Source organism: Cobetia sp. MC34 (assembly GCF_018340035.1).
Classification (GTDB): Bacteria; Pseudomonadota; Gammaproteobacteria; order Pseudomonadales; family Halomonadaceae; genus Cobetia; species Cobetia amphilecti.
In genome coordinates this window covers 48009-70950 of record NZ_JADPPY010000015.1, presented here as the reverse complement: position 1 = coordinate 70950, position 22942 = coordinate 48009, and the positions used below count along the sequence as shown (strand labels likewise).

General features: G+C 64.9%; 15 protein-coding genes and 1 other RNA gene. 4 read left to right on the top strand and 12 right to left on the bottom strand.

Translation table 11 applies throughout. The annotated features are described in order from the left end of the window. Window positions 1–32 precede the first annotated feature (32 nt). The 11 genes from IZU87_RS10145 to IZU87_RS10095 form a co-directional block, all read right to left on the bottom strand. The gene (locus IZU87_RS10145; RefSeq protein ID WP_213114412.1) at window positions 33–3116 is read right to left on the bottom strand and encodes an efflux RND transporter permease subunit; all 3084 of its coding nucleotides are present in this window, start codon (window positions 3114–3116) and stop codon (window positions 33–35) included. Between the two features lie 3 nt (window positions 3117–3119). Further along, window positions 3120–4388, bottom strand: a complete 1269-nt coding sequence (locus IZU87_RS10140) for an efflux RND transporter periplasmic adaptor subunit (RefSeq protein WP_213114411.1) — start codon at window positions 4386–4388, stop codon at window positions 3120–3122. 84 nt (window positions 4389–4472) lie between these two features. Next, a complete protein-coding gene (locus tag IZU87_RS10135; RefSeq protein WP_213114410.1) occupies window positions 4473–5099 on the bottom strand; it encodes a TetR/AcrR family transcriptional regulator in 627 nt (208 codons plus the stop codon). A 375-nt stretch (window positions 5100–5474) separates the two neighbouring features. Next, the gene (locus tag IZU87_RS10130) at window positions 5475–5954 is read right to left on the bottom strand and encodes a YcgN family cysteine cluster protein (RefSeq protein WP_213114409.1); all 480 of its coding nucleotides are present in this window, start codon (window positions 5952–5954) and stop codon (window positions 5475–5477) included. A 69-nt stretch (window positions 5955–6023) separates the two neighbouring features. Continuing rightward, a complete protein-coding gene (locus IZU87_RS10125) occupies window positions 6024–6380 on the bottom strand; it encodes a YcgL domain-containing protein (protein ID WP_240548620.1) in 357 nt (118 codons plus the stop codon). Between the two features lie 115 nt (window positions 6381–6495). Further along, complete coding sequence (gene rnd / locus IZU87_RS10120) at window positions 6496–7677, bottom strand: ribonuclease D (RefSeq protein WP_213114408.1); 1182 nt, start codon at window positions 7675–7677, stop codon at window positions 6496–6498. A gap of 226 nt (window positions 7678–7903) precedes the next feature. Continuing rightward, window positions 7904–8530 (bottom strand): recombination mediator RecR, encoded by a 627-nt coding sequence (recR, locus tag IZU87_RS10115; protein WP_043333870.1) that lies wholly within the window; start codon window positions 8528–8530, stop codon window positions 7904–7906. Beyond that, window positions 8530–8862 (bottom strand): YbaB/EbfC family nucleoid-associated protein, encoded by a 333-nt coding sequence (locus IZU87_RS10110; RefSeq protein ID WP_043333871.1) that lies wholly within the window; start codon window positions 8860–8862, stop codon window positions 8530–8532. Before IZU87_RS10110 ends, recR begins: the two co-directional genes overlap by 1 nt. 181 nt (window positions 8863–9043) lie before the next feature. Next, on the bottom strand, window positions 9044–11317 hold the full coding sequence (gene dnaX, locus IZU87_RS10105; RefSeq protein WP_213114407.1) for a DNA polymerase III subunit gamma/tau: 2274 nt from the start codon (window positions 11315–11317) through the stop codon (window positions 9044–9046). 436 nt (window positions 11318–11753) lie between these two features. Continuing rightward, window positions 11754–11850, bottom strand: an RNA gene (gene ffs / locus IZU87_RS10100) — signal recognition particle sRNA small type. A gap of 129 nt (window positions 11851–11979) precedes the next feature. Beyond that, a complete protein-coding gene (locus tag IZU87_RS10095) occupies window positions 11980–13089 on the bottom strand; it encodes an AbrB family transcriptional regulator (protein WP_213114406.1) in 1110 nt (369 codons plus the stop codon). Between the two features lie 179 nt (window positions 13090–13268). Between IZU87_RS10095 and IZU87_RS10090 the strand changes: the two genes are divergently transcribed. From IZU87_RS10090 to IZU87_RS10080, 3 genes are all read left to right on the top strand, one after another. Continuing rightward, window positions 13269–14102 carry a response regulator transcription factor gene (locus tag IZU87_RS10090; protein WP_213114405.1) on the top strand — a complete coding sequence of 278 codons (834 nt, stop codon included), beginning with the start codon at window positions 13269–13271 and terminating at the stop codon, window positions 14100–14102. Continuing rightward, a complete protein-coding gene (locus tag IZU87_RS10085; RefSeq protein ID WP_225996296.1) occupies window positions 14099–15823 on the top strand; it encodes a sensor histidine kinase in 1725 nt (574 codons plus the stop codon). Before IZU87_RS10090 ends, IZU87_RS10085 begins: the two co-directional genes overlap by 4 nt. 122 nt (window positions 15824–15945) lie before the next feature. Continuing rightward, the gene (locus tag IZU87_RS10080) at window positions 15946–17217 is read left to right on the top strand and encodes an ABC transporter substrate-binding protein (RefSeq protein WP_213114404.1); all 1272 of its coding nucleotides are present in this window, start codon (window positions 15946–15948) and stop codon (window positions 17215–17217) included. A gap of 135 nt (window positions 17218–17352) precedes the next feature. Here the strand turns inward: IZU87_RS10080 and mscK are convergent, their stop codons facing one another. After that, window positions 17353–20898: a mechanosensitive channel MscK gene (gene mscK, locus IZU87_RS10075; protein ID WP_349305177.1), complete on the bottom strand. Its 3546-nt coding sequence runs from the start codon at window positions 20896–20898 to the stop codon at window positions 17353–17355. Between the two features lie 425 nt (window positions 20899–21323). Here mscK and IZU87_RS10070 point away from each other — a divergent pair, with 425 nt between their 5' ends. Further along, window positions 21324–22538 (top strand): phospholipase A, encoded by a 1215-nt coding sequence (locus IZU87_RS10070; protein WP_249330522.1) that lies wholly within the window; start codon window positions 21324–21326, stop codon window positions 22536–22538. Window positions 22539–22942 lie beyond the last annotated feature (404 nt).

The following is a 22942-nucleotide window of genomic DNA, read 5'->3' as shown; positions in this document are numbered from 1 at the left end:
GCGCAGACCAAGATTACCGCATTATCATCACATCAGGATGTCTTCATGGACTTGTTGCCGGTCGGGATGCGGAAGAAGGCGCAGTACGCCACCGGCAGCACCACCAGCGTCAGCAGGGTCGCCACGCCCAGCCCGAACACGATCACCACCGCCATGCTTGAGAAGAAGGCATCCGGGAACAGCGGAATCATGCCCAGCATGGTGGTGATGGCCGCCATCGACACCGGCCGCACACGACTGACGGCCGCCTGCACCACCGCCTGGAAGCGATCCTCCTGCTCATCGAGCTGCACGTTGATCTCCTCCACCAGCACGATGGCGTTCTTGAGCACCATGCCGATCAGACTCAAGGTGCCGAGCAGCGCCATGAAGGTGAACGGCGCGCCGAACACGATCAGGCCACTGACGATACCGATCAGCGTCAGCGGCACGATGGACCAGATGGCCAGCGCCTGACGCAGGTTGGAGAACAGCAGCACCGTGATCACGAACATGCCCAGCAGCCCCATCGGCAGCGAGGAGAACAGCGCCTCCTGAGCCTCGGATGAGGTTTCGTACTCGCCGCCCCACTCCAGGTGATAGCCCTCGGGCAGCTCGATGGCCTCGATCTTGGGACGGATACGCCCCAGTACGCTGGCGGCCGTTTCGCCGGACAGCGGCATCGGCTCTGCGTAGACCGCCAGCATGCGCTGACGATCGCGACGCTTGATCAGCGGGTCGCGCAGCTCTGTCTCGAGCGGCCCCATCACCGAGCCCGCCGGCACGTAGGTTTCCTGCTCATCGCTCCAGACATTGAGGCTCGCCAGGGTGTCGAGGTCGAAGCGCTGACGCTCTTCACCACGCAGCAGAATCGGGATCAGCTCGGAGCCTTCGCGATAGACACCGACGCTCTCGCCGTCGCTGTTGATCAGCAGCGCCTGATGCAACGAGTCACGCGTCACGCCGACACGCCGCGCCTGATCATCCAGGAATTCGGGCTCGATGCGATTGACGCGATTGCGCCATGACAGACGGATGCTGTCGGCCAGCGGCTCCTCCTCGAAGACGCTACGCACCTTGCCCGCCAGCTGACGCAGCACTGCGGGGTCTTCGCCGTAGAGGCGCGCCTCGAGACTCGCCTTGGCCGAGGGCCCGACCTGCAATGCCTGCACCTTGTATTCGACTTCAGGATACTCAGCGCGCACCAGGCGTATCACCTCTTCCATACGCGCTTCGCGGCTGGCCCGGTCCTGAGTCTCGACGATCAGCTGCCCGAAGCTTGCATAGCTGTCTTCCGGCGAGTAGGTCAGCGTGAAGCGCTGGGCGCCCCCGCCGGTGACGCTGGTGACATGATTGACCTTGTCCATCTTGAGCACCTGCTGCTCAAGGTCCGCGATGCGCGCTTCCGTCGCCAGCACATCGGTGCCTTCCGGCATCCAGACATCGACGAAGAACAGCGGTGTCGAGGCATCCGGGAAGAAGGCATTCTTGACCTGCCCGAAGCTCATCACGGCCGCCACCAGCAACGCCACCGCGCCCCCCAGGGTCAGCCAGCGCAGGCGAATCGCCCAGCTCAGCAGGCTGCGGAAGCCACGGAAGATGACGCCACGATAGGGGTCTTCCTCCTGATTCTCGTCCGTGTCACTGCCTGCCGTCTCCCGCGCTTCGCGGAAGAACATGTCGAAGAAGAACGGTGTCAGCGTCAGGGCGGTGATCCAGCTCAACAGCAACGAGTAGCACAGCACCCAGAACAATGACCCGACGAACTCGCCGGTGGCATCCGGCGACAGACCGATGGGCGCGAAGGCGGTGATCGCGATCACCGTGGCCCCCAGCAGCGGCATGCGGTTCTGGTTGACGACCTCGAAGGCGGCCTGGCGCTTGGTCTTGCCACGCTTGAGGCCGATCAACATGCCCTCGGTGACCACGATGGCGTTATCCACCAGCATGCCCAGCGCGATGATCAAGGCCCCCAGCGAGATCTTTTGCAGCTCGATGCCATGAATCGACATCATCACGAAGGTGCCGAGAATGGTGATCAACAGCACCAGCCCCATCAGCACGCCGCTCTTGACTCCCATGAATACCAGCAACACCAGAATCACGATGCCGACGGCCTCGGCCAGGTTGATCAAGAAGCCGGATACCGCCTCATCTACCACCTGGGGCTGGTGATAGACCGTGGTCAGCTCCATGCCCAGCGGCATGCGCGACTCAAGCTCGCCAAGACGCTTGTCGACCAGCGCACCGACCTCGACCACATTGACGCCAGAGGCGAACGAGATGCCCAGCGACAGCGCCGTCTCACCATCGGTGTGATAGAGGCGCGACGGCGATTCGGTGTACTCGCGGCTGACCGAGGCGATATCGCCGAGACGAATCAGGCCACCATTGCCGGGACGACCGACCACCAGACGCTCCAGGTCCTGCACGCTCTGGAACTCGCCACTTGGCTGCAGTTCCAGCGACAGGCCGTTCTGACGGATCCGTCCGGCGTCGCCGACCACGTTCTGGGCATTGAGCAGGTTGGCGAGCTGATCCGGCGAGATGTTCAGCGCCTGCATGCGATCACGATCCAGCGCGACGATGACCTGCTCGCTGCGCGCGCCGACGATGGAGACCTTCTTGACCCCCTCCACCAGCGTCAGCTCGCGCTGCAGGAAGTCGGCCTGGTCCTCGAGATCATGCGCCGAATAGCCCTTGCCGCTCAGGTTGTAGAGCAGCCCGAACACATCGCCGAAGTCGTCATTGACGATCGAGGAGCCACTGCCGGGCGGCAGGCTCGCCTGTGCGTCATTGATCTTGCGGCGCAGCAGGTCCCAGTACTGCTGCATCTCGCCTTCGCGCACGCTGCTCTCGAGCTCCAGCGTGATCTGGGAAAGCCCGGAGCTGTTGACCGAGCTGACGCGCTTGAGATTGGGAATCTGCTGGATCGCCTTCTCCAGCGGCAGCGTGACTTCCTCTTCCACCTGCTTGGGCGTCGCCCCCGGATACTGGGTAATCACCACCGCATTGCGGATGGTGAACTCGGGAAATTCCAGCTGGCCGAGGCCAAAGAAGGAGGTCACGCCACCCACCGACAGCAGCAGCACGACCATCCAGCTGATGACCTTGTGTCTCAGGAAATAATCGACCATGGATCAGAGCCCCGCTTCCTTGACCCAGGGACGCACAGGCTCCCCGGCTTCCATGCGACTGGCGCCCGCCGTGACCAGACGGTCACCGGCACTCAGTTCTCCCGTGATCACCAGCCCTTCGCCGGTGGCCTGCAGTACCGTGACGGGCACGGCCTCGACGGTGCCTTGGGCGCCAGCTTCCTGCTGCTTGCCTTCGCTCTTGCCCTCATTCTTGCCGTCGTCTGAGCCGGTGTCCGTGGTGGCGTCATTGTTGATCGATGCGCTCGCCTGGGCGTCACCGTCCTTGGGCACATAGCGCCACACCACGGCCTGGTTCGGGCTTTCCTCCTGAGTGACCACCGCCTCGATCGGCACGCGCCACTGGCCCTGGGTCGCCGCCGTCAGCTGCTGCATGTCCAGCTCCACGGTGGCGCTCATGCCTGACAACACGGTGATGTCCTGCGGCTCCGGCAGCGTCAGGGTGACTTCATAGCTCAGCGAGCCCTCACTGGCACTGGTGTCGTGCTCCTTGTAACGGGCCGGATAGCGCGACTCGCCACTGCCGAAGCGCACCCAGGCCAGGGCGGCATCCTCAAGGCGCCCGGCCTCGGCACGCTCACGATCGATGGCGCGCACCTGCCGCTCCGGCATGTTGAAGATCACGTCGATCTGCCCCGGCTGCTGCAGCACGGCGATGGTTTCCTGGGCGGCGACCACCTGATAGTTGTCCACCGGCACGCGCGCGATCACCCCGTCATAGGGTGCCTTGAGATAGGTGTAGCTGAGCTGGTCCTGCGCCTGGGAATACTGGGCCTGCGCCGACTGGAATTCGGCCTGCGCCTCATCGAAGCGTGCCCGACTGATGGCGCCCTTCTCCACCGAGTACTTCATGCGCTTGTAGGTCGCCTGCGCCAGATTGAAGCTGGAGCGGGCATTGTTGAGCTCGCTTCTGGCATCGCGATCATCCAGGCGCGCGATCAGCTCGCCCTTCTCGACCTCCTGACCGGCCTGGACCTTGAGTTCGCGCAGCTCACCGCCGATGCGGAACGACAGGTTGGAGCGCTCCGAGGCCTCGACCACACCGGGGTAGCGCTGGATGACACCGCCGCCTTCATCCGACAGCGACAGCAACTTGACCGGATGCACCTTCTGCTTCTCCAGCGGGGCCTCGGCCTCGCTGCAGGCCGCAAGCCCGAGGGCCAGCACGAGTCCGGCGAACAGCTGAAGGACGCGGCCTCCCCGCCAGGCGAAAGGAGTACGCAGGTGTGGCTTGGCACCAGGTCGAAGTTTCATCAGCGGGCCCTTGAGTCGTTGGAATAAAATGGCACAAGCGAAAATCTGTCATCTGTCCGGCGTGCGCTGCGGGGCTGGCTGCCCTCACTGGCGAAGCGCGATCGCGTCCCAGGCCATCTCGAAGGCCTGGTCGAAGCTGGCATCACTGATGGCCGGCAACTGGCAACTGGAGCCCTGCAGCAGGCTGTAGATCGACCGGAACATGAACACCTCGATGAGGGCGAGATCGATCTGCTTGAGGATGCCGGACTGCTGGCCCAGCGCGAAGGCGTCCAGCAAGGGCGCGGCGCGCTCCTGATTGGCCACCCTCAGGGCGTCCTGCATATGGGAAGAGTGCAGAAACTGATCGTGAAAGAGGAACAACGCAGGCTGACGGCGCCCCAGCGCCACCAGGGCATTCCACACCCGACACAGTGCCGACTTCAGCTGCTGGGCGGCCGGCGACAGCGTTGACGGCTCGGCCTCGAATGCCCCTGCCGGCTCGGCCTGGAAGGCCTCGATGGCGACCGCGATGATGCGCCGGCTGACCTCGCGAAAGGTCGCCTCCAGCAGGTCATCCTTGTCGCGGTAGTAGAGATAGAGCGTACCGGGCGACATGCCGGCGGCACGCGCGATGCGCGCCACGGAGGTCACGGCAAAACCATGCTCGGCCACCTCATGCAGCGTGGCTTCCAGCAACGCCTGCTGCTTGTGTTCATCACGATGGCGCATGGCCCGTCTGCCTCTGTTCTGTTCTGTTCTGTTCTGTTCTGGTCTGGTCTGTTTTGGTCAGTTCTAGTCTGATCTGGTCTTGAGCGAATCCTCACAAAATAAATGAACGTTCATTTATTTACAACCAGACATTGCATGGCCGAGTGCGTGCACGCGCCTCGGCCATGCAAATCAGCTCATGCAAATCAGCTTATGCAAATTATCTTATCTAGCAGATCAAGCCGTGACAGAGGGTCAGAGGCGTCAAATACAAGGCCACTGAATGCCTGACTCGAACTGCCAGACACGAAATGCCAGAAACGAAAAAGCGCAGCTCATTGAGCTGCGCTTTCTAAAGGCATCCACCTGAAATCTGCCACGCGCCCGCGGCGCGCCTCAGCTCTCGGGATCGATGATCGCGATGATGTGGTCTTCCAGGTCCTGCTGGCGCACCGACGCCTCGGAGACGGCAAAGCGTGACACCGAGACCCCGGCGCGCTTGACGCTCTTGGCATCGCCGGTCAACAGCGGGTGCCATTCGGGCAGCTCACGGCCTTCATTCAGGCGACGATAGCCGCAGGTTTCCGGCAACCAGCGCAGCTTGCCCACCGTCTCGACATCCAGCGGGATGCAGCCCGGCACGCGCGTGGCGCGATTGGGATAATCGCGACAGCTGACCTTGCGCACATCCAGCAGGCGACAGGCGACATCGAGTACCGCGATATCGCCACTGTCTTCATCCTCGAACTTGAGCAGGCAGCATTGGCCACAGCCATCGCACAGCGCCTCCCACTCGGCGGTATTCAGCTCCGAGAGTGCGTGGCGCTCCCAGAAACGCTCACGCTTTCCGCCGTCAGGCTGCGGAACATCGCTCATCTTGCTCTCCTCGCCCTGCCGGGCAGCAGGGTCGTTTCATCAGTACGGTCTTGTCTGCCGGACAGGGCGTCAGTAATGCGTTTCCGGCGGCGTCACGCCAATCTCCTTGAGGAGGTTTTCCTTGGCCGGCGGCATCTGCAGATAGAAGCCCTGCTCGCGAATCTTCTCGAGCACCGTGGTGCTGGCAACGCGCGCCAGCGGCTTGTCGGCACGAATCAGCAGTGTCATCAAAGGGGTCGGCGTGCCGAAGATGCCCAGCAGGGATTCCGGCACATCCTTGAGTCCACGCGCCTTCTCGACGTAGAGATACATCTCGTCCTTCTTGGCGCTCTTGTAGATCTCGCAGATCATCTTGTCGTCTGTCATCGGGCTACCCATCATCTTGCAGCGCTTGTGCGCATCAGCGAGCTCTCGCGTCACGGGCATGACCCGAGAGCTCACTACCGGTTTCTGGCCTGTTTCTGACCTGTATTGCTGGCATGCCAGGCTGCGCGAGCCTCACGCATGCCCCTTGCAGTCTGGCCCACGAAAGCGGCGGGCGTCAGCTCTCGAGCGCCTTGGCCAGGCGCGCGGCCAGCAGCTCACCGCGCCAGCCCTGCGGCAAGGGCAGCGGCTCGCCCTCGTAATCGGCGATCACCAGCGCTTCCATGTCACGGCGCTTGCCCAGAATCTCAGGCTTGAGCTGCTGTGCCTCCGCCACCACATTGACCTCACGCTTGAGGCGCTTCATGCAGTTCTTCCACTCCGGCGCCAACGGCGACGGCGGCACGCGCGGCAGCTGACTGTCATCGATCATCGCCACGTCCTTGAGCAGCGTCAGCACGGTGTCCCCGTGGCGCTTGATCTGCGGCGGATGCATGCCATCGACCTTGGCCAGCTCGAAGCGATTGGTCGGCAGTCGCTCGCAGATCCCGAACAGCTGCGCATCGGCCAGCAGGCGTGAACGCGGCACGTCGCGCAGACGAATCTGCTCCTCGCGCCAGTCACACAGCACCTGCCAGGCAGCCAGGCCACGCGGCGAGAGCTTCCACAGGCTGCGATGACGCTTCCAGTACTCCGGGTCCGGCGTGGCACCACCGCTGCTGCCCGGGTCCCGGCAATCCTCTTCAAGCCACGCCATGCGGTCCAGCTCGAGCAATGCATCGCGCTGCTCGGACCACACCTGCGGCAGGAACAGCACGTCCAGCGCGGCGTAATCGCACTGCGCCTGACTCAAGGGACGCTTGAGCCAGTTGGAACGCGTCTCTTCCTTGGGCACGGTGACGCCCACCACGCGCTCGACCAGACGCTGATAGCCCATCGAGGCTTCGCCGCCGGTCAGGCCTTCGGCGATCTGGGTATCGATCAGCGGCGTCGGCGCCACGCCCGCCCAGCGCAGGAAGACTTCCATGTCCTCGCCACAGGCGTGCAGCAGCTTGAGCGGACCCTCTGCCCCCAGCAGACGCTTGAGCGCCTCGCTGGCCGGTACCACCGTGGGGTCGATCAGGAAGATACGCGGCGTCTTGCCATCCGCACCGGGCAGCTCGCCGTCACGGGCAGCCATCAGCTGCACCAGTGCCGGAATCGGGAAGAAGGTCGACTCGCGGATGAATTCGGTGTCCAACGCCAGCCAATCGGCGCCTTCCAGTTCTGCACAGGCAGCGGCCAGCGCCTCGGGGGTCTCGACCCAGACGGCCTCGAAATCGAGTTCTGACAGCAGTGCGGTGGCGGGTTGATCACTCATCAGCAAGGAAATCTCGTGGTGACAGGCTTGCCCGGGCAAGCGGGAATTGAAGGTGACGGGCACTCGCCAGACACCGGGCGGTAAACGACCGCGGGCGTGGTGGTTCCTGACCACCACGCCCGCAGACGTGCTGCTGTAGTTGCTTTGATACCGAAGCTGCTTTGCTACCGAAGCTGCCGAAGTTGCCTTGATGCCGGTGCCAAACAGCGTCGGCACCGGTATCGCATCAGATCTCGCCGAGGGTGAACGGCAGACGGCCGCTGAAGGCACGACTGAGCGTGCCGCCATCGACGTATTCCAGCTCCCCGCCCATCGGCACGCCATAGGCCAGACGCGTCAGCTTGAGCGGCTGCCCACCATGCTGCACATCGCGAAGCTGCTCGGCGATGTAATGTGCGGTGGCCTCGCCCTCGACCGTCGGGTTGGTGGCCAGCACCAGCTCCTCGATCTGGCTCTCGCGGACGCGGGTTTCCAGCGCATCCAGCCCGATATCCTCGGGCCCGATACCATCCAGCGGCGACAGATGGCCGTGCAGCACGAAATAGCGCCCCACATAGCCACCCGCGCCCTCGATGGCGAGCTGGTCGGCGGGCGATTCCACCACGCACAGCACGCGCTCATCACGCCGCGGACTCAGGCACAGCTGACAGACCTCTTCCTCGGTCAGCGTGCGGCAGCGCGCGCAATAGCCGACGCGCTCCAGCGCCTCGCCCAGCACGCCGACCAGACGGTCGGCGCCCATGCGATCACGCTCCAGCAGATGCAGCGCCATGCGCTGTGCCGTTCGCGGGCCAACGCCCGGCAGCACGCGCAAGGCATCCAGCAACTGATCTACCAGCGGCGAAAATCCCATCAGAACGGCATCTTGAAGCCGGCCGGAAGGTTCATGCCAGCAGTCGCCTCTTCCATCTGCTTCTTGGAATTGACTTCGACCTTGCGCACCGCGTCATTGACGGCGGCCGCCAGCAGATCTTCCAGCAGCTCCTTGTCTTCTTCCATCAGGCTCGGATCGATCTCGACGCGCGCGACGTCATGACGACCGTTCATGGTGACCTTGACCATGCCCGCGCCAGATTCACCCTGGACTTCCGCCTTGGCGGCTTCTTCCTGGACCTTCTGCATGCGCTCCTGCATTTCCTGCGCCTGCTTCATGATGTTACCCATACCGCCTTTTCCACCGAACATGGCTCACCTCATCAATAACGTGTTGAACATGACCTAACGATAAATGCTGTCTGGCGGAGGTGCCATGTCGTGGCACCTCCGGCCTGTGGTGTGCGTGCCTTGTCGGCACACGCACCGCGAATCCGGGAGAGCGTCAGCGATGCCCGGCACCGCCGACACTCGGTCGAAACTGCCCAGAGCGTCAGAAATCGTCCGGCTCGAAGGAGTTGACGCTTTCCTCGATCAGACGTGCGCCCAGCTGGTGCTCCATGGACTGGATATGCGGGTCAGCACGCAAGGCTTCAACCGCGCGCGCATGACGTTCACCCAGCAGACGAATGCGACGACTGTGCGGCGTTTCCAGACCTTCCGGCAGCGGCGCGACGCTGATCTCCAGCACACGCTCCACGCCCTGGCCCGCCAGCGCCTTGCGAATACGATCCTGATGGACTTCGGCCATCATCGCCGACTGGGCGGGGTCCAGCCTCAACTTGAGGTGGGTGCCGTCATCGTGCTCGACCAGGCAATGCGCGCCGATATTGCGCGTGATGCCGCCCAGCCCCAGCGCGGGGAACAGCTCCAGCCACGCGGCGTGATTCAAGCGACCATCGGCACTCGGGGCACTCGGCGCCGGCGTGGGAGCAGCCGCGGGTGCCGGCTCCGGTGCGGGAGCAGGCTCCGGCAGCGGTTGCGCTGCCACGGCCGGCTCGTTTGCGACCGGCTCAGACACGACCGGCTCAGGCGCCGGCGATGCAACGGGCTCGGGTTGTGCTGGCGCTGAGTATTCAGCGGGCTGCGGCGCTACTGGTACAGGTTCAGCGGGCTCTAGCGCTGCTGGTACGGCTTCAGCGGGCTGCGGTGCTGCTGGTACTGTTTCAACAGGCTGCGGGGCCGATGACTCAGTAGCCTCTGGCTGTGCCGGCGCGGAACCGAAGGCGGCACTCAGGCGTGACATCGCCGAACTGGGCGCAGCGGGCGCCTGTGCGGGGGCTGCTGCCTGTTCTGCCGCTGGCGCCGACACCGGCGCGGCCGCAGGCTGGGGCGCGTCCTGCGCTACGTCGCGAAAGCCGGCATCCCGGGCGTCCTGCGGAACGTCCTCCGTCGCCCACGGGGGCGGCTCGTCGACCATCGGCGGCTGTGCTTCGGTCGCTGGCGCGGCCACTGGTGCAGCAGGCTGGGGCGCGGGCGCCATCGGGGCTGCCGGTGCTTGCTGAGGCTGAGCCTGCTGGACTGGTGCCTGCTGAACCGGAGCTTCTTGAACAGGAGCCTGCTGAGCCTGAGCTTGCTGAACCGGAGCCTGCTGGACAGGCGCCGAGGCTTGAGCGCCAGGCGCGTTCGCACCCTCCGCCTGGCCGGTCATCGGCAGCGGCGTCTGCGCCGGGCGCGGCACGCCCTGCGGTCGGAAGGCCAGCATGCGCAGCAGCGTCATTTCCAGCGCGGTTCGCGCATCCGGGGCGTTGGCCATGTCGCCACGCCCCTGCAGAGCGATCTGGTAATAGAGCTGCACGTCTTCACCGGTGAAACGGCTGGCCAGCGCCAGCAGCGCATCACGGTCGCCATGCCCGTTGTCCAGTGCGCTCGGCACCATCTGGGCAATCGCCAGACGGTGGAAGACGGACGCCATGTCGTCCAGCACCCCGCCGTAGTCCGGCCCCTGCTCGGCCAGTGTCGCGACCTCCGCCAGCAGACTCGCGGCGTCCAGCGAGGCCAGGCACTCCAGCAGCGCCAGCACATGGCGGTGATCCAGCGTGCCGAGCATGGCGGCGACATCTTCGCGCCGCACCTGGCCATGGCCGAAGGCGATCGCCTGATCGGTCAGACTCATGGCGTCACGCATCGAACCATCGGCGGCCTTGCCGAGCAGCCACAGCGCGTCTTCCTCGAAGCTGACTTCCTCGCGGGCGAGAATGTCGGACAGGTGCTCGACCACGCGCACCGGCGGCATGTTCTTGAGCGTGAACTGCAGGCAGCGCGACAGGATGGTGACCGGCAATTTCTGCGGATCAGTGGTCGCGAGCAGGAACTTCACGTGGGGCGGCGGCTCTTCCAGCGTCTTGAGCAGCGCATTGAAACTGTGGGTCGACAGCATGTGCACCTCATCGATGAGGTACACCTTGTAGCGGCCCTGGGTCGGCGCGTACTGGACGTTGTCCAGCAGCTCACGCGTGTCCTCGACCTTGGTCCGCGAGGCGGCGTCGACTTCGATCAGGTCGACGAAGCGGCCCTCATCGATCTCGCGACAGGTGCCACACACGCCACACGGCCTGGAGCTGACACCCTCTTCACAGTTCAGGCACTTGGCCAGAATGCGCGCCAGCGTCGTCTTGCCGACACCGCGGGTCCCGGTGAACAGATAGGCATGGTGCAGGCGCCCCTGATCGAGGGCATTGACCAGCGCACGGCTGACATGCTCCTGACCGATCAGTTCGTGAAAATTGCGCGGGCGCCACTTGCGCGCCAATACCTGATAGCTCATTGAGCGGGGCATTCCTTGGGCGATCTGAAACATGAGCTGAAACCTGCACGACCCGGCTGGGCTTCACCCCCGACGGTCGACAGACGGAGACCGATGACGAGGCCTCGCTGAGAATGCGCTCATTCTAGCGACTTGCCGTGTGGCTTCAAAGCACGATGCCACTTGCGCAGCAGGATTGAGGGCGCGAGGCCGGATGACAGGCGTGGTGCGCCCCCGAATTGCGGGCACGACGAAACGCCAAGCGGGGCTCGGGACAGGCAGGAGATGACCGGTGCAGACAGCGAGGGTGTGGCGAAAGGCTTCAGGCAGCGTGAAGCGAAGGTCTTGCGAGGGCTTGCAGGGGCTTGCGAGGGCTTGAGATAGAGCGTTGCGCAGCAGGCGGGATGATGCGGACATTTCACGAGCAGCCACTTTCAGGGCCCTGAAATGGAGGCGGCCCCATCAGCCACATCCCGGCACACGCGTCAGCCACTACCGTTGCTCCCTTCCGGGCCTGGCGGGGTTTGCAGCCTAGCATTGCGGGAGGACCGACAGGGCCACCACAAATATGATCATTCGGTGAACTACCGAGCCAATCGCTTGAACTTCAAGCACTTGGCGTGATCAAGGCGCACACTATAACAGCGCATCGCCGCCCTCACAAGGGGAGATCACGCCACGGGCTATTGCGTCGCCTCACGCGCTCGGCGGTGACGGAAATGACGCGCCATCACCGGTAGCAACAGCATCAGGACGATCAGGCGCAGAAGATGGTGAAAGGCGACGAAGATCGGGTCGAGATCGAGCGCCACCGCCAATAGCGCCATCTCGCCGATACCGCCGGGGGCCAGGGCGAGGAAGGCCACGTCACGCGGCACGCCCATCAGCTGATGGATCAGCTCGGCAAAGCAGCCCAGCACCGACAGCGAGATCAGGGTCGCCACGCCCGACTGACCCATCACCCCGACCAGTACCCGCGGCGTAAGGCCCTTGAAGCGTGCCCCGATGGCGCAACCTAGCACCAGCTGCATGACATCGGTGCCCCACACCGGTGGCGAAAAACGCACCACGTCGCCAAGCGACAGCACCAGTGCCAGCAACAACGGCGCCAGCAGCGAGGCATTGGGAATGCGCAGTCGCCTGGCCAGGGGCAGCAGAATCGGCAGCACCGCGATCAGCCACAGGCCGCTTACCGCCACATCGCTACCGATGCCGGGCGTGCCCGCCGCACCTTCCAGCACCCAATAGAGCGGCGGCAGAATCATGATCACCAGCAGCACCCGCAACGATTGCGCCACCGCGATGCGCTGCGGATCACCCCCGATGCGCTCGCCGATCACCACCATCGCCGTCAGCGCGCCGGGCACCGAGGAGAACCACGCGCTGGTGGCGTCAAAACCACAGCGGCGATACCAGGCGGCGCAGGCCAGCGTCGAAGCCCACACCCCCGCCAGCAACAGCAACGCCGACAACCACCAGCTGGAAAGGTGCGAGACCAGCTCCGGCGAGACGCGCGCGCCCAGCGTCAGGCCAAGTACGCCCAGAAACAGGTTGCGCAGGCGGTCCGGCACACCAAGCTTCAGCCCGGACATCGCGCCCAGCAGATTGGCGACCAGCGGCCCCAGCATCCACGCCAGCGGCATGCCGGTGAGCTGGAACAGCCAACCGCCCACTACCCCAAGCGCCAGCGAGGTCAGCAGCGGCCTGAGCGACGTGACAGCCGTAAGCCAATGGGATGGAGAGAGACGAGAGGCGCGCGCCTTGAGGCGCTGCAATAGCGGAACGGATGGCATGCTGGCTTCCTTGTCAGCGACACGAAACAGGCCACCAATGATACGCTGGCGCAAGCGCCATTGGCTGCCTGTTTGAGGCAATATTGCGCCTTCAAGCGGCCATTGCAGGTCGCAGACCGGCCCTGTGCCTGACTCTCATCACTCTTGACGCGTACCTGACGCGCCCTTGCGGAGCCCGGATGACTTCTCCCGACTCACTCCCCTCAGCGGCTGACGCATCAGCGGCTGACGCCTCAGCGGCTGACGCTTCAGCGCATGGCCTAGCCACCGCACCGCCCCCGGCCCTGTTGCTGGTCGAGGACGACGCCCTGCTGTCCAGCACACTGTGCAGCGTCTTTTCCGCCGAGGGCCTTGCGGTCACCCACCTGGCCGACGGTGCCGCGGCGCTTGCCCGCCTGGCGACCCGCCACGATCACGGCTTCGCGCTGATCGTGCTCGACCTCAACCTGCCCGGCGCTTCCGGGCTCGAGATTCTCGCCGCGCTGCGCCAGCACGACCGCCAGACCCCGGTGCTGATTCTCACCGCGCGCGGCGCCATCGAAGATCGCGTGCGCGGGCTGGACCTGGGCGCCGATGACTATCTTGCCAAGCCCTTCGTGCTCGATGAGCTGGAAGCCCGCGTGCGCGCCCTGCTGCGCCGCCATGCCACTCTTCAGGCCAGTCAGCAGGCCAGCCAGCAGCCGACGCCCTCGCCTGGCATCGCCCCACGCCTGACCCTCGGCAGCCTGGCCTTCGAGCCACTCAATGCACGCTTTCTGCTCGCCGATGCCCCGCTGGCGCTGCCGCCCCGTGAACAGCGCCTGCTGGGTTGCCTGATCCAGCATGCCGGCGAGCCGGTGGACAAGGCGCGTCTGACCCGTGAGGCCTTCGGCGAGGAGGAAGCCGTGGGCGACAATGCCATCGAGGTCTATGTGCATCGCCTGCGCAAGCGCTTGGAAGGCAGCGACGTCAATCTGCGCACCATCCGGGGCCTTGGCTATCTACTGGAACAGACCACGGACGGCAGCGCTTGAATTCCGCACCCTCACCACGCCCACAGACAGAGGCAAAACGCAGCATCAGCCTCTATCGGCGCCTGCTGAGCTGGCTGCTGCTGCCTCTGCTGGCGCTGGGCACACTTTTGCTGGTGCAGGCCTTCCTGTCGGCGCGTGAGGCAGCGGACCGCGCCTACGACCGGCTGCTCGAAGCCTCGCTGGTCACCATCGCGGAGCAGGTCAAATGGCAGGATGGCCAGTTGTGGCTCGACCTGCCGCCCGCCGCCCTCGAGATGCTGGCCACCGACGCCCAGGAGCGCGTCTTCTACAGCCTGGTGGACGCCGATGGCGAGCAGGTCACCGGCAATACCCACCTGCCGGATGCCAATCGCGCCGCCAATGGTCGCCTGGCCCCGCAGGAATCGCTTGGACGCAGCGGCGAGCTGTCGTTTCGCGATATCGCCTGGCAGGGACAGGCACTGCGGCTGGGCAGCCTCGATACCCGCTTGGGCGGCTGGGGCGATGACCCACGCCACGGCCAGCGTTACAGCATTCGCGTCGCCCATACCCGCGAGGGGCGAGACACCCTGACGCGTGAGCTGTTCAGTGGCTCGCTGGTGCGCCTGGCGGGCATGGCCACGCTGGCACTGCTGGTGGTGTTGATCGGCGTACGGCTGGCGCTATCGCCGCTGACCCGCCTGCGCCGCGCCATTCGCGAACGCGACTCGCGCAGTCTGGCGCCGCTCAACCTGCCCCTGCCGCGCGAGCTCGAGGAACTCAAGCACACCATCAATGACCTGCTGGCGCGCATGCGCCGCGTGCGCGCCAATCAGGAGCGCTTCATCGGCGACGCCTCGCACCAGCTGCGCACCCCGCTGGCGGGACTCTCCGCGCACGCCGAGCTGGCACTGCGCCAGCAGGACCCCAGCGCCTGGCATGCCGCGCTGGGCCAGATGCAGGCCACCGCCAGCCATACCGCCCACCTGGCCAATCAGTTGCTGTCGCTGACACGCCTCAACAACCCGGAAGTGCAGCCGCCGCGCGTGCCGCTGGAGCTGTCGGCGCTGGCGCGCGCCACCGTCAGCCGGCTGTTCCTGCGCTGTGATCGCGCCGGGGTGGACCTCGGCCTCGAGATCGCCCCGGACATCGATGGCGCCGCCTGGACGCTAGGCGTCGAGTGGCAGCTCGAGGAGGCACTGGCCAACCTGATCGACAATGCCTGCAAGCACGGCGCGCGCACCGTCACACTCACCCTGAGCCGGATGGCGGCACCGAGCGATGCCACGTTCACGCAACCGGACAGCGCCGCACTGGCGGGCCGCTGGCGGCTGAGTGTCGAGGATGACGGCCCGGGCATCGACGCCGAGCGACGCCTGCTGGTACTGCGCCCCTTCCACCGCAACACCCAGCCCGACAGTCATGATCAGGCGCCGGCGCAGCAGCCCGATGAGCTCAAGCATCACGAAGGCGCCGGACTGGGGCTGGCGATCGTCGATGGCATCGCGCGACATCACGACGCGCGCCTGACGCTCAGCGACGCGACAGCACGCAGCGTGACGCAGGCTGCTGACTCTGCATCCCGCACAGACGATGCAACTCGCGCAGCCGACGCAAACGGCACAGACGAGACAGGCGCGTCCTGCGGGCTATGCGTCAGTCTGCATCTGGCGCCCTGTGCAGCGCCTGAGGTGAGAGTGGGTGGGGATGATGAATCAGCACAGGCCGGCAAGCCTGCAAAGACAGGGGGCACAGCATGCTAGCGAGACGACCGCCAACCAAGCAGCAGCGCCCTGACCATCACGGTCATGACAATCACCGCCCGGATCATCACCGCCCGGGCAGACAGCGCGCTGGACGGCTGACGGCCTGCCTGGCACTGGCCGTGCTTCTGAGCCCCGTCAGTCAGGCGGCGACCCGGGCGGCGACCCAGGCAGCGTTTGACCCGCTGCTCGAAGAGCATCAATCGCTGTGGTTGCAGGGCGGTCAGCCAGTCACGCCGCCCGCGCCTGACAGCGACGCCAGCCTCGCGGCCGACCTGACCATTCACGCTGCGCTGGACCTGCCCGAGATTCGCCCGCTGCTGCTGCGTTACAGCCGCCAGCATCCTGAGCGAGTGCTGCACTACGTCAACCGCTCCGCCCTCGGGCTTGAAGCACAGTACCTGCAGGCGCCGCTGACACCGCAGGCCGATCTGATGATTTCCTCGGCCATGGGGCTGCAGTACCGACTCGCCAATCAGGGCCACGCCCTGGCACTCGAGGCCCCCAATCTGGCCGCCTGGCCGGCCAACTCACGCTGGCGCAATGAGCTGTATGCGATGAGCTTCGAGCCGATCGTGATGGTGGCGCGACGTGATGCGCTCAAGCGCCTGGCGGACCTCGACGGCCTGCGCAATCCCCTCGATGTGCTGCGCAGCCATCGCGACTTCTGGCACCTGCTCGAGTCGCGCCGCGAGCAGCTGCGCGGCCGCATCATCAGCTACGACCCGCGCCGCAGCGGCTCCGGCTTTACCTATGCCGTGTCAGACGCCCGTCAATCGCCGCGCTACTGGACGCTGGTGCGCGCCATGGGGCAGGCCGATGCCAGACTGGTCAGCACCACCGGCGCCATGCTCGAGGCTCTGGCCAGCGGCGAGGTGGACATCGCCTACAACCTGGTCGGCCCCTACGCGGTGACCTTTGCCCGCGCCCATCCGGAGCTGGTGGTGATCGTGCCGGAAGACTACGTGCTGATTCAGCGCCGGCTAGCCTTCGTCCCCCAGCAGGCACCTCACCCCGAGGCCGGTGAGGCCTTTCTCGACTGGTGGCTGAGTCTGGAAGGTCAGCAGGCGGTGGCCAGCGACAGCCAGCTGGGCGCACTGCATCCCGAGGTGAGTGGCGAGGGCAGCGCTCAGCATATGCGCGAGCAACTGGGCGATGCGCTGCGCCCGATCGAGATCGGCCCTGGCCTGCTGGCGACACTCGATCGCCTCAAGCAGGCCAGCTTCCTGAGCCGCTGGGTGCTGGAATTCGAGGCCCCTGCTCCCTTTGCCGGTGAGGCGAGCCAGGGTCAGGGTCAGGGTCAGGGTCAGGGTCAGGGTCAGGGTCAGGGTCAGGGTCAGGGTCAGGGTCAGGGGCAGGCCCCGTCAGCCACGCAGCCCGAATTGAACCAATGATGCGTGGCGTCAGGGCTGGCTAGCCCCTCCGTTCTGTAAACGCACTGGAGAGCCCATCACGCACAAGGCGCCCCGCGGGGCGCCTTGTGCGTGATGCCATGCGGCATTCAATGAGATGAGCGAGAGGATTCAGCGTCAGCGACCGCCGGCATCTCCGCCGCCGTCACCGCCACCGGCGTCCGGTGCGGCCTCGCGCAGCCCGGCGTCCTCACGGCCTGCCAGACCCTCGGCGGGCTTGCGACGCGCGATCAGCGCACCACCTTCCCGGTGCTCGCTGCTCTGATACTCCGTGCTTTCCGACTCGCTGCTTTCCGGTGAGCCGCTGGCGGGGCGCAACGGCTCCGCCGAGGCGCTGCGCTGCTCGACGAGGCGCTCGGTGCCATCGTCGCGATGCAGCCAGACATCCATCTGCTGGAAGGCGACCTTGAGGCCATGCTCACGGAAGCGTGCATCCACCCAGCGGTTGATCTCATCGGTGGCGTAGAGGCGATCGGTCAGGTCATTGACGTAGATGCGCAGCTCGAAACCGAAGTTGTCCTGGTTGTAGGTCAAGCAGAACACCAGCGGCTCCGGGTCCTTGAGCACCCGCCTGTTTTCCTGGGCGGCCTGCATCAGCAGACGATGCGCCAGATCCAGATCACTGCCATGGGCGACACCGAAATTGAGCACCACCCGCGTGACGTTGTCCGACAGCGACCAGTTGATCAGCTGGTCGGTGACGAACACCTTGTTGGGGATGATGATCTCCTTGCGATCGAAATCCGTCACCGTGGTGGCGCGGATCCGGATGCGATTGACCGTGCCATGCAGGTTGCCGATGGTGATGGTGTCGCCGATGCGCACCGGCCGCTCGAACAGGATGATCAGACCCGAGATGAAGTTGGCGAAGATCTCCTGCAGACCGAAGCCCAGCCCGACACTCAACGCCGCCACCAGCCACTGCAGCTTGTCCCAGCTGACGCCCATGCTGCCCAATGTCATCACGAAACCGGTGGCCATGATCACGTAGGACAGCAGCGAGGTGATCGCGTAGCTGGAGCCCTGCTTGAGCTCGAGCCGCGACAGGATCGAGACCTCCAGCAGCCCCGGCAGGTTGCGCGCCATCATCACCGCCACGGCGAGGGTGATCATGCCCGCGATCAGGTCCGCCAGCGAGATGGGCGTCGCCGAATCGCCCTCGACGGAAGCGGCGATTTCCCACACCACCACGCTGTCGAGATAGCTGAGCACATTGAGCAGATCGGCCCACACCACATAGAAGATCGACAGGAAGCTGATGACCAGAATCAGCTTCGAGAGACGCAGTGACTGGGAGTTGACCTGCTCCATGTCCAATGGCGGCTCTTCCACCACCTCGACACCGCCTTCGGCGCCCTCCTGCACCTGGGCGCGGCGACGCGCTACGGCGCGACGATAGGCCAGACGCCGCGCGGCGACTGCCAGCCCGCGCACCACGGTGGCTTCCACCAGAATCCAGGCCCCGAACAGGAAGATGGTAGTGATGAAGCGGCCACACAGGCGCAGCGCGGTGTACTCGTAGCCGAGGCAGATCAGCACGCCCAGCGCCACCGGCACCAGCGCCATCGCAAGGCCCAGAATCAGTCGGAACAGCTTGAGGCCGAAGAAGGGGACATGCGCCAGAATCAGTCGCGACAGACAGAAGCTCATCGCCATCAGGCCCACGAACAGAATGGCCAGCCCCAACGGGCGCTCGAGCAGGTTGAGGTCCGCCTCGCTGATGATGTTGGTGGTCAGCACCACCGGCAGCAGCGCGAAGCCCAGCCACCAGATATGACGGCGCAGCTCCGCCACGTAGTTGGCCGGCCACTGGAAGTGACGCTCGGCGACGCCGTCCTTGACCAGCAGGCGGCGGAAGATGGCGAAGATGCCCCACGCCAGCGACAGCTTCAACAGTGCCTGGCCCAGCGCCCACAGCATGATGCCCTCGCCCAGCGACAGCACGCCGCCAATCAAGGCCAGCGCCAGCGCACCGGGGATGGCCAGCAGGACGTTGAGCAGAATGGCGCGCGGCGTATGCAGCTGGGTGTCCTGCTTCAGGCGCCCTATCTGGGCGTGCAGGTCCGCCAGGCGCGCACGGATGCGCGAACGCTTCCAGGTGATGAAGATCAGCAGCAGCAAGCCCGGCAGCGCCACCCACAGGTCACTGAGCTGAAAGCCCTTGGACAGCCCTGCCACCACGCCACGCCAGACGTTGGGCCTGAGCTCCTCGGCGAGCATTTCCGGGGTACGCGACAGCCAGTCGAGATCCAGCGGCTTGCCGTTGGCGACCCAGAACAGCTGCTCCTCGATGGTCTGGCGTAGACGCCCTGACACTTCCAGCAGCTGCTGCTGGTTGAGCTGCAGGTCGATGGCGCGTGCCAGCAGGCTGTCGTATTCCTTGTCGAGCTTGTCGACCAGCTCCTTGCGCGCCTCCAGCTGACCGATCAACGCCTGACGCAGCTCGGCGCTGATCTGGCTGACATCGGCATTGCCGCCGGGGCGTTCCAGCGCCGCGGCCTCGCCCAGCACGTAGGAATTGAGATAGCCCGGAATATCGGCGAGCTGCTCACGCACCTTGTTGAGTTCGAACTGCTTGAGGCGCAGGTCGGCGATCTCTTCCTTCAAGTCCTTGCGCACATCGACCTGCGGCAGGCGACTCTGCTGCTCGCGCAGGATACGCGCCAGCAGGACGCTGCCCTTGATGGCTTCGATCTGCTCGCTCATGGTGCGCTCGACCTGGGTGACGCGATCAAGCTGGGTGCGCACCTCCAGCCCATCGCGAATCACGGCGTTGACGCGATCGGTGATCGCCAGCAGCTGGCTGCTGAGCTCGCGGTTGCGGTTGAGCACCTGCTGGAAGATGGGGTTGTCGGCCAGCGCGGCATTCTCGCCACTGGTGGCATCGGCGATGGTCTGCTCGGACTGGTTGCGGCGCTTGTCGTTGACCAGCGTCTGGACCTGCTCCAGGTCCTGCTCCAGATTGGCGATCTGACGGCTGTAGAGAGTCTTGCGCACCTGGGCCAGCTCACGCAGCAGGGAGCTTGAATTGAGCTCTGAATGGCTCAGCTCGCCACGCGTCTCGGCCAATGCCAGACGGGCCTCGATCAGATCACGCCCGGTGCCGGACAGGTCGGCATCGCCGCTGCCACCCAGCTGGGTCTGCAGGCGCTGCACCTGCTGCTGTGCATCGGCCAGGGTCGAGCGTGAACGCTCCGGCAGGCTCTGGGCATTGATCAGGCGCCGGTTGGTATCGGCCAGCTTGTCCTGCAGGTTCTGCAGCGAGTCGAGAATCGAGGTCATGCGCTTGTCCAGCGCCTCGACCGACTCGCCTTCCAGCGAGGCGATGCTGGGCGGGGTGTAGTCCTGAGGCAGGCGCGCCAGCTCGGCCTGCGCCTTCGCCAACTCCGCCGGCGCCTCCTTGACCTCACTCTTGAGGGAATTCAGGCTGCTGGTGGCCTCGGCGAGGTCGTCGAGCACCGTCAGGGTATCCTTGAGGTCCGCGATGCGCTGACGGGTGTCGGCATCCGGTTTCTCGACGCTCTGCAGGTCTTCAAGCTGAGTCTGGACATCAGCACGCTTCGGGGCGTCCGCACTGGCCGTGGCCGGCACCCAGGCCAGCAGCACCATCAGCAGCAAGGCGCCTGCCAACATCATCAGTCTCAAGGACTTGTTACCTGTCACAGCTGTCTCCTCAATGGTCACCACCGCGCTTCTTCATCGGCTCTGCTGCCCCGCCAGGCCGCCACCAGCCATGCAGGATGACATCGTGACCGGCCGCAAGCGCAGGCAAGGGCCGCATTGTCGACTGGCGCTGCATCCCACGCAATCCTTGTCGGCAAACGTCCGCCGGCGGCCGTTCAGCAAAGGATGAAGTGGAGAATGAACTAGAGAGTGAAGTGGGGGATGAAGCAAAGAGTGACGGGGCGAGAAAGCGGTGCTTGCAGGCCAGCGTGAGCGACATTCATCGTCGCATCGAGGCGACGCACTTGTCGGAATCTTCGTGCTGGAACCGGACACTGCGCCGCCAGTAGAATGGCAGACATGTCATGAACATTGCTCCATAATGCGCTGCTCCCCCGCCGCGGCGTAACCGACAGGATATTTCCATGCCCCTCCGCCTTGCCTCCATCGGATTCCGGTCCGTCCCTGCACGCCTCTCGGGAGTGCTGGCCACAGTACTGCTGGGTGCCGCCGCACCGGCAGCGGCCGACGTGCCCTACACCATGGATGCCGAAGGACGCATGGTACTGGCCAACGGCAAGCGCTTCGCTCCCGAAGCACTGGGCATGACTGCCGCCCAGGCCCGCGCGGGTGCCATGAGCCAGGCTGACTGGCGCGAGCTGGCGGCCTCTGCACCGGGCACGGCGGACGGCGTCGAGAGTGACCCGCGTACCGAGCAGGTCTTCCTCTCCAACCGCGAAGACGCGGATTACGAGCGCTACTCGGCGGAAGCGGCCGAGACCGAGCAGGCACAAGGCCAGAGCGTCGATGCGCCCCTCGATGAAAGCCTGGCCCAGCAGCGCGCCAAGGAGCGTGTCGTGCTGGAGAACGACGCCGAGAAAAATCCGCTGGCCATCACCGCCTACAAGCGCAATTACCTGCTGCCCTGGGCCTACAACACCAACCCGGATGCCAACGGCTTTGCCGAAGTCACCCAGGAAGGCGAGGTGGACAAGACCGAGGTGAAATACCAGCTCAGCCTCAAGGTCGAGCTGATGGACGACATCTTCGGTGACAATGGCGACCTGTTCTTCGCCTATACCCAGCGCAGCTGGTGGCAGGCCTACAACTCCGATGCGTCGGCGCCGTTCCGCGAGACCAATTACGAGCCGGAAGCCTTCCTGCAGTTCGACAATCGTTATGAGCTGTTCGGCTGGACCAATACCCGCAACCGCATCGGTTTCGCGCATCAGTCCAACGGCCGTTCCGACCCGCTGTCGCGCAGCTGGAACCGCGTCTATGCCGACATGATGTTCCAGAACGGCGACTGGGCCATCGCGGTCACGCCGCACTGGCGCGTGCCGGAGGAGTCCGACGAGGATGACAACCCGGACCTCTACAACTACATCGGCTACGGCGACATCACGGTCGGCTATACCTCCGATCAGCACGAAGTCACCTGGATGGTGCGTGGCAACCCTTCCAAGGGCAATTACGGCAACCAGCTCGACTACTCCTTCCCGCTGTTCGGCAAGGTACGTGGCTACGTGCAGTACTACCACGGCTACGGTGAGAGCCTGATCGACTACGACCACAGCGTGAATCGCTTTGGCCTGGGCTTCTCGATCAATACCTTCTTCGCCGGCTCACCAGAGACCTGATCAAAGAGCTCTGATAAAAGAACTCGCACGACCCTCCCGCAACGGGCAGCCCAGGCTGCCCGTCTTGCCATCTGCCTTTAGTATGCCCCGCTCTCATGTGGACCGACCATGTGGACAAGGTGGCACGCCCATGATCCAGATCAAGCCTCCCGCACGTGACATGGCGATATCGTGCTCTGTGCGTATCTTGCCCTTGTGTTTGTCGCGTTCGACCCCCACGACTTGTGCATGACCACGCAAGACGCGTCATGACGACGTGCTGACGATGCTTGCAGAGAGTCTCGTGCAAGTGGATTCAGGTCATGCCCTGCCGCCTGCGGCGCCCCAGGGAAGAGAGAGTTCGAGAGTCAAGCGCAGACAACACCGCGCTCACCATTCGCGAAATCTGATTCGACATACGGGAA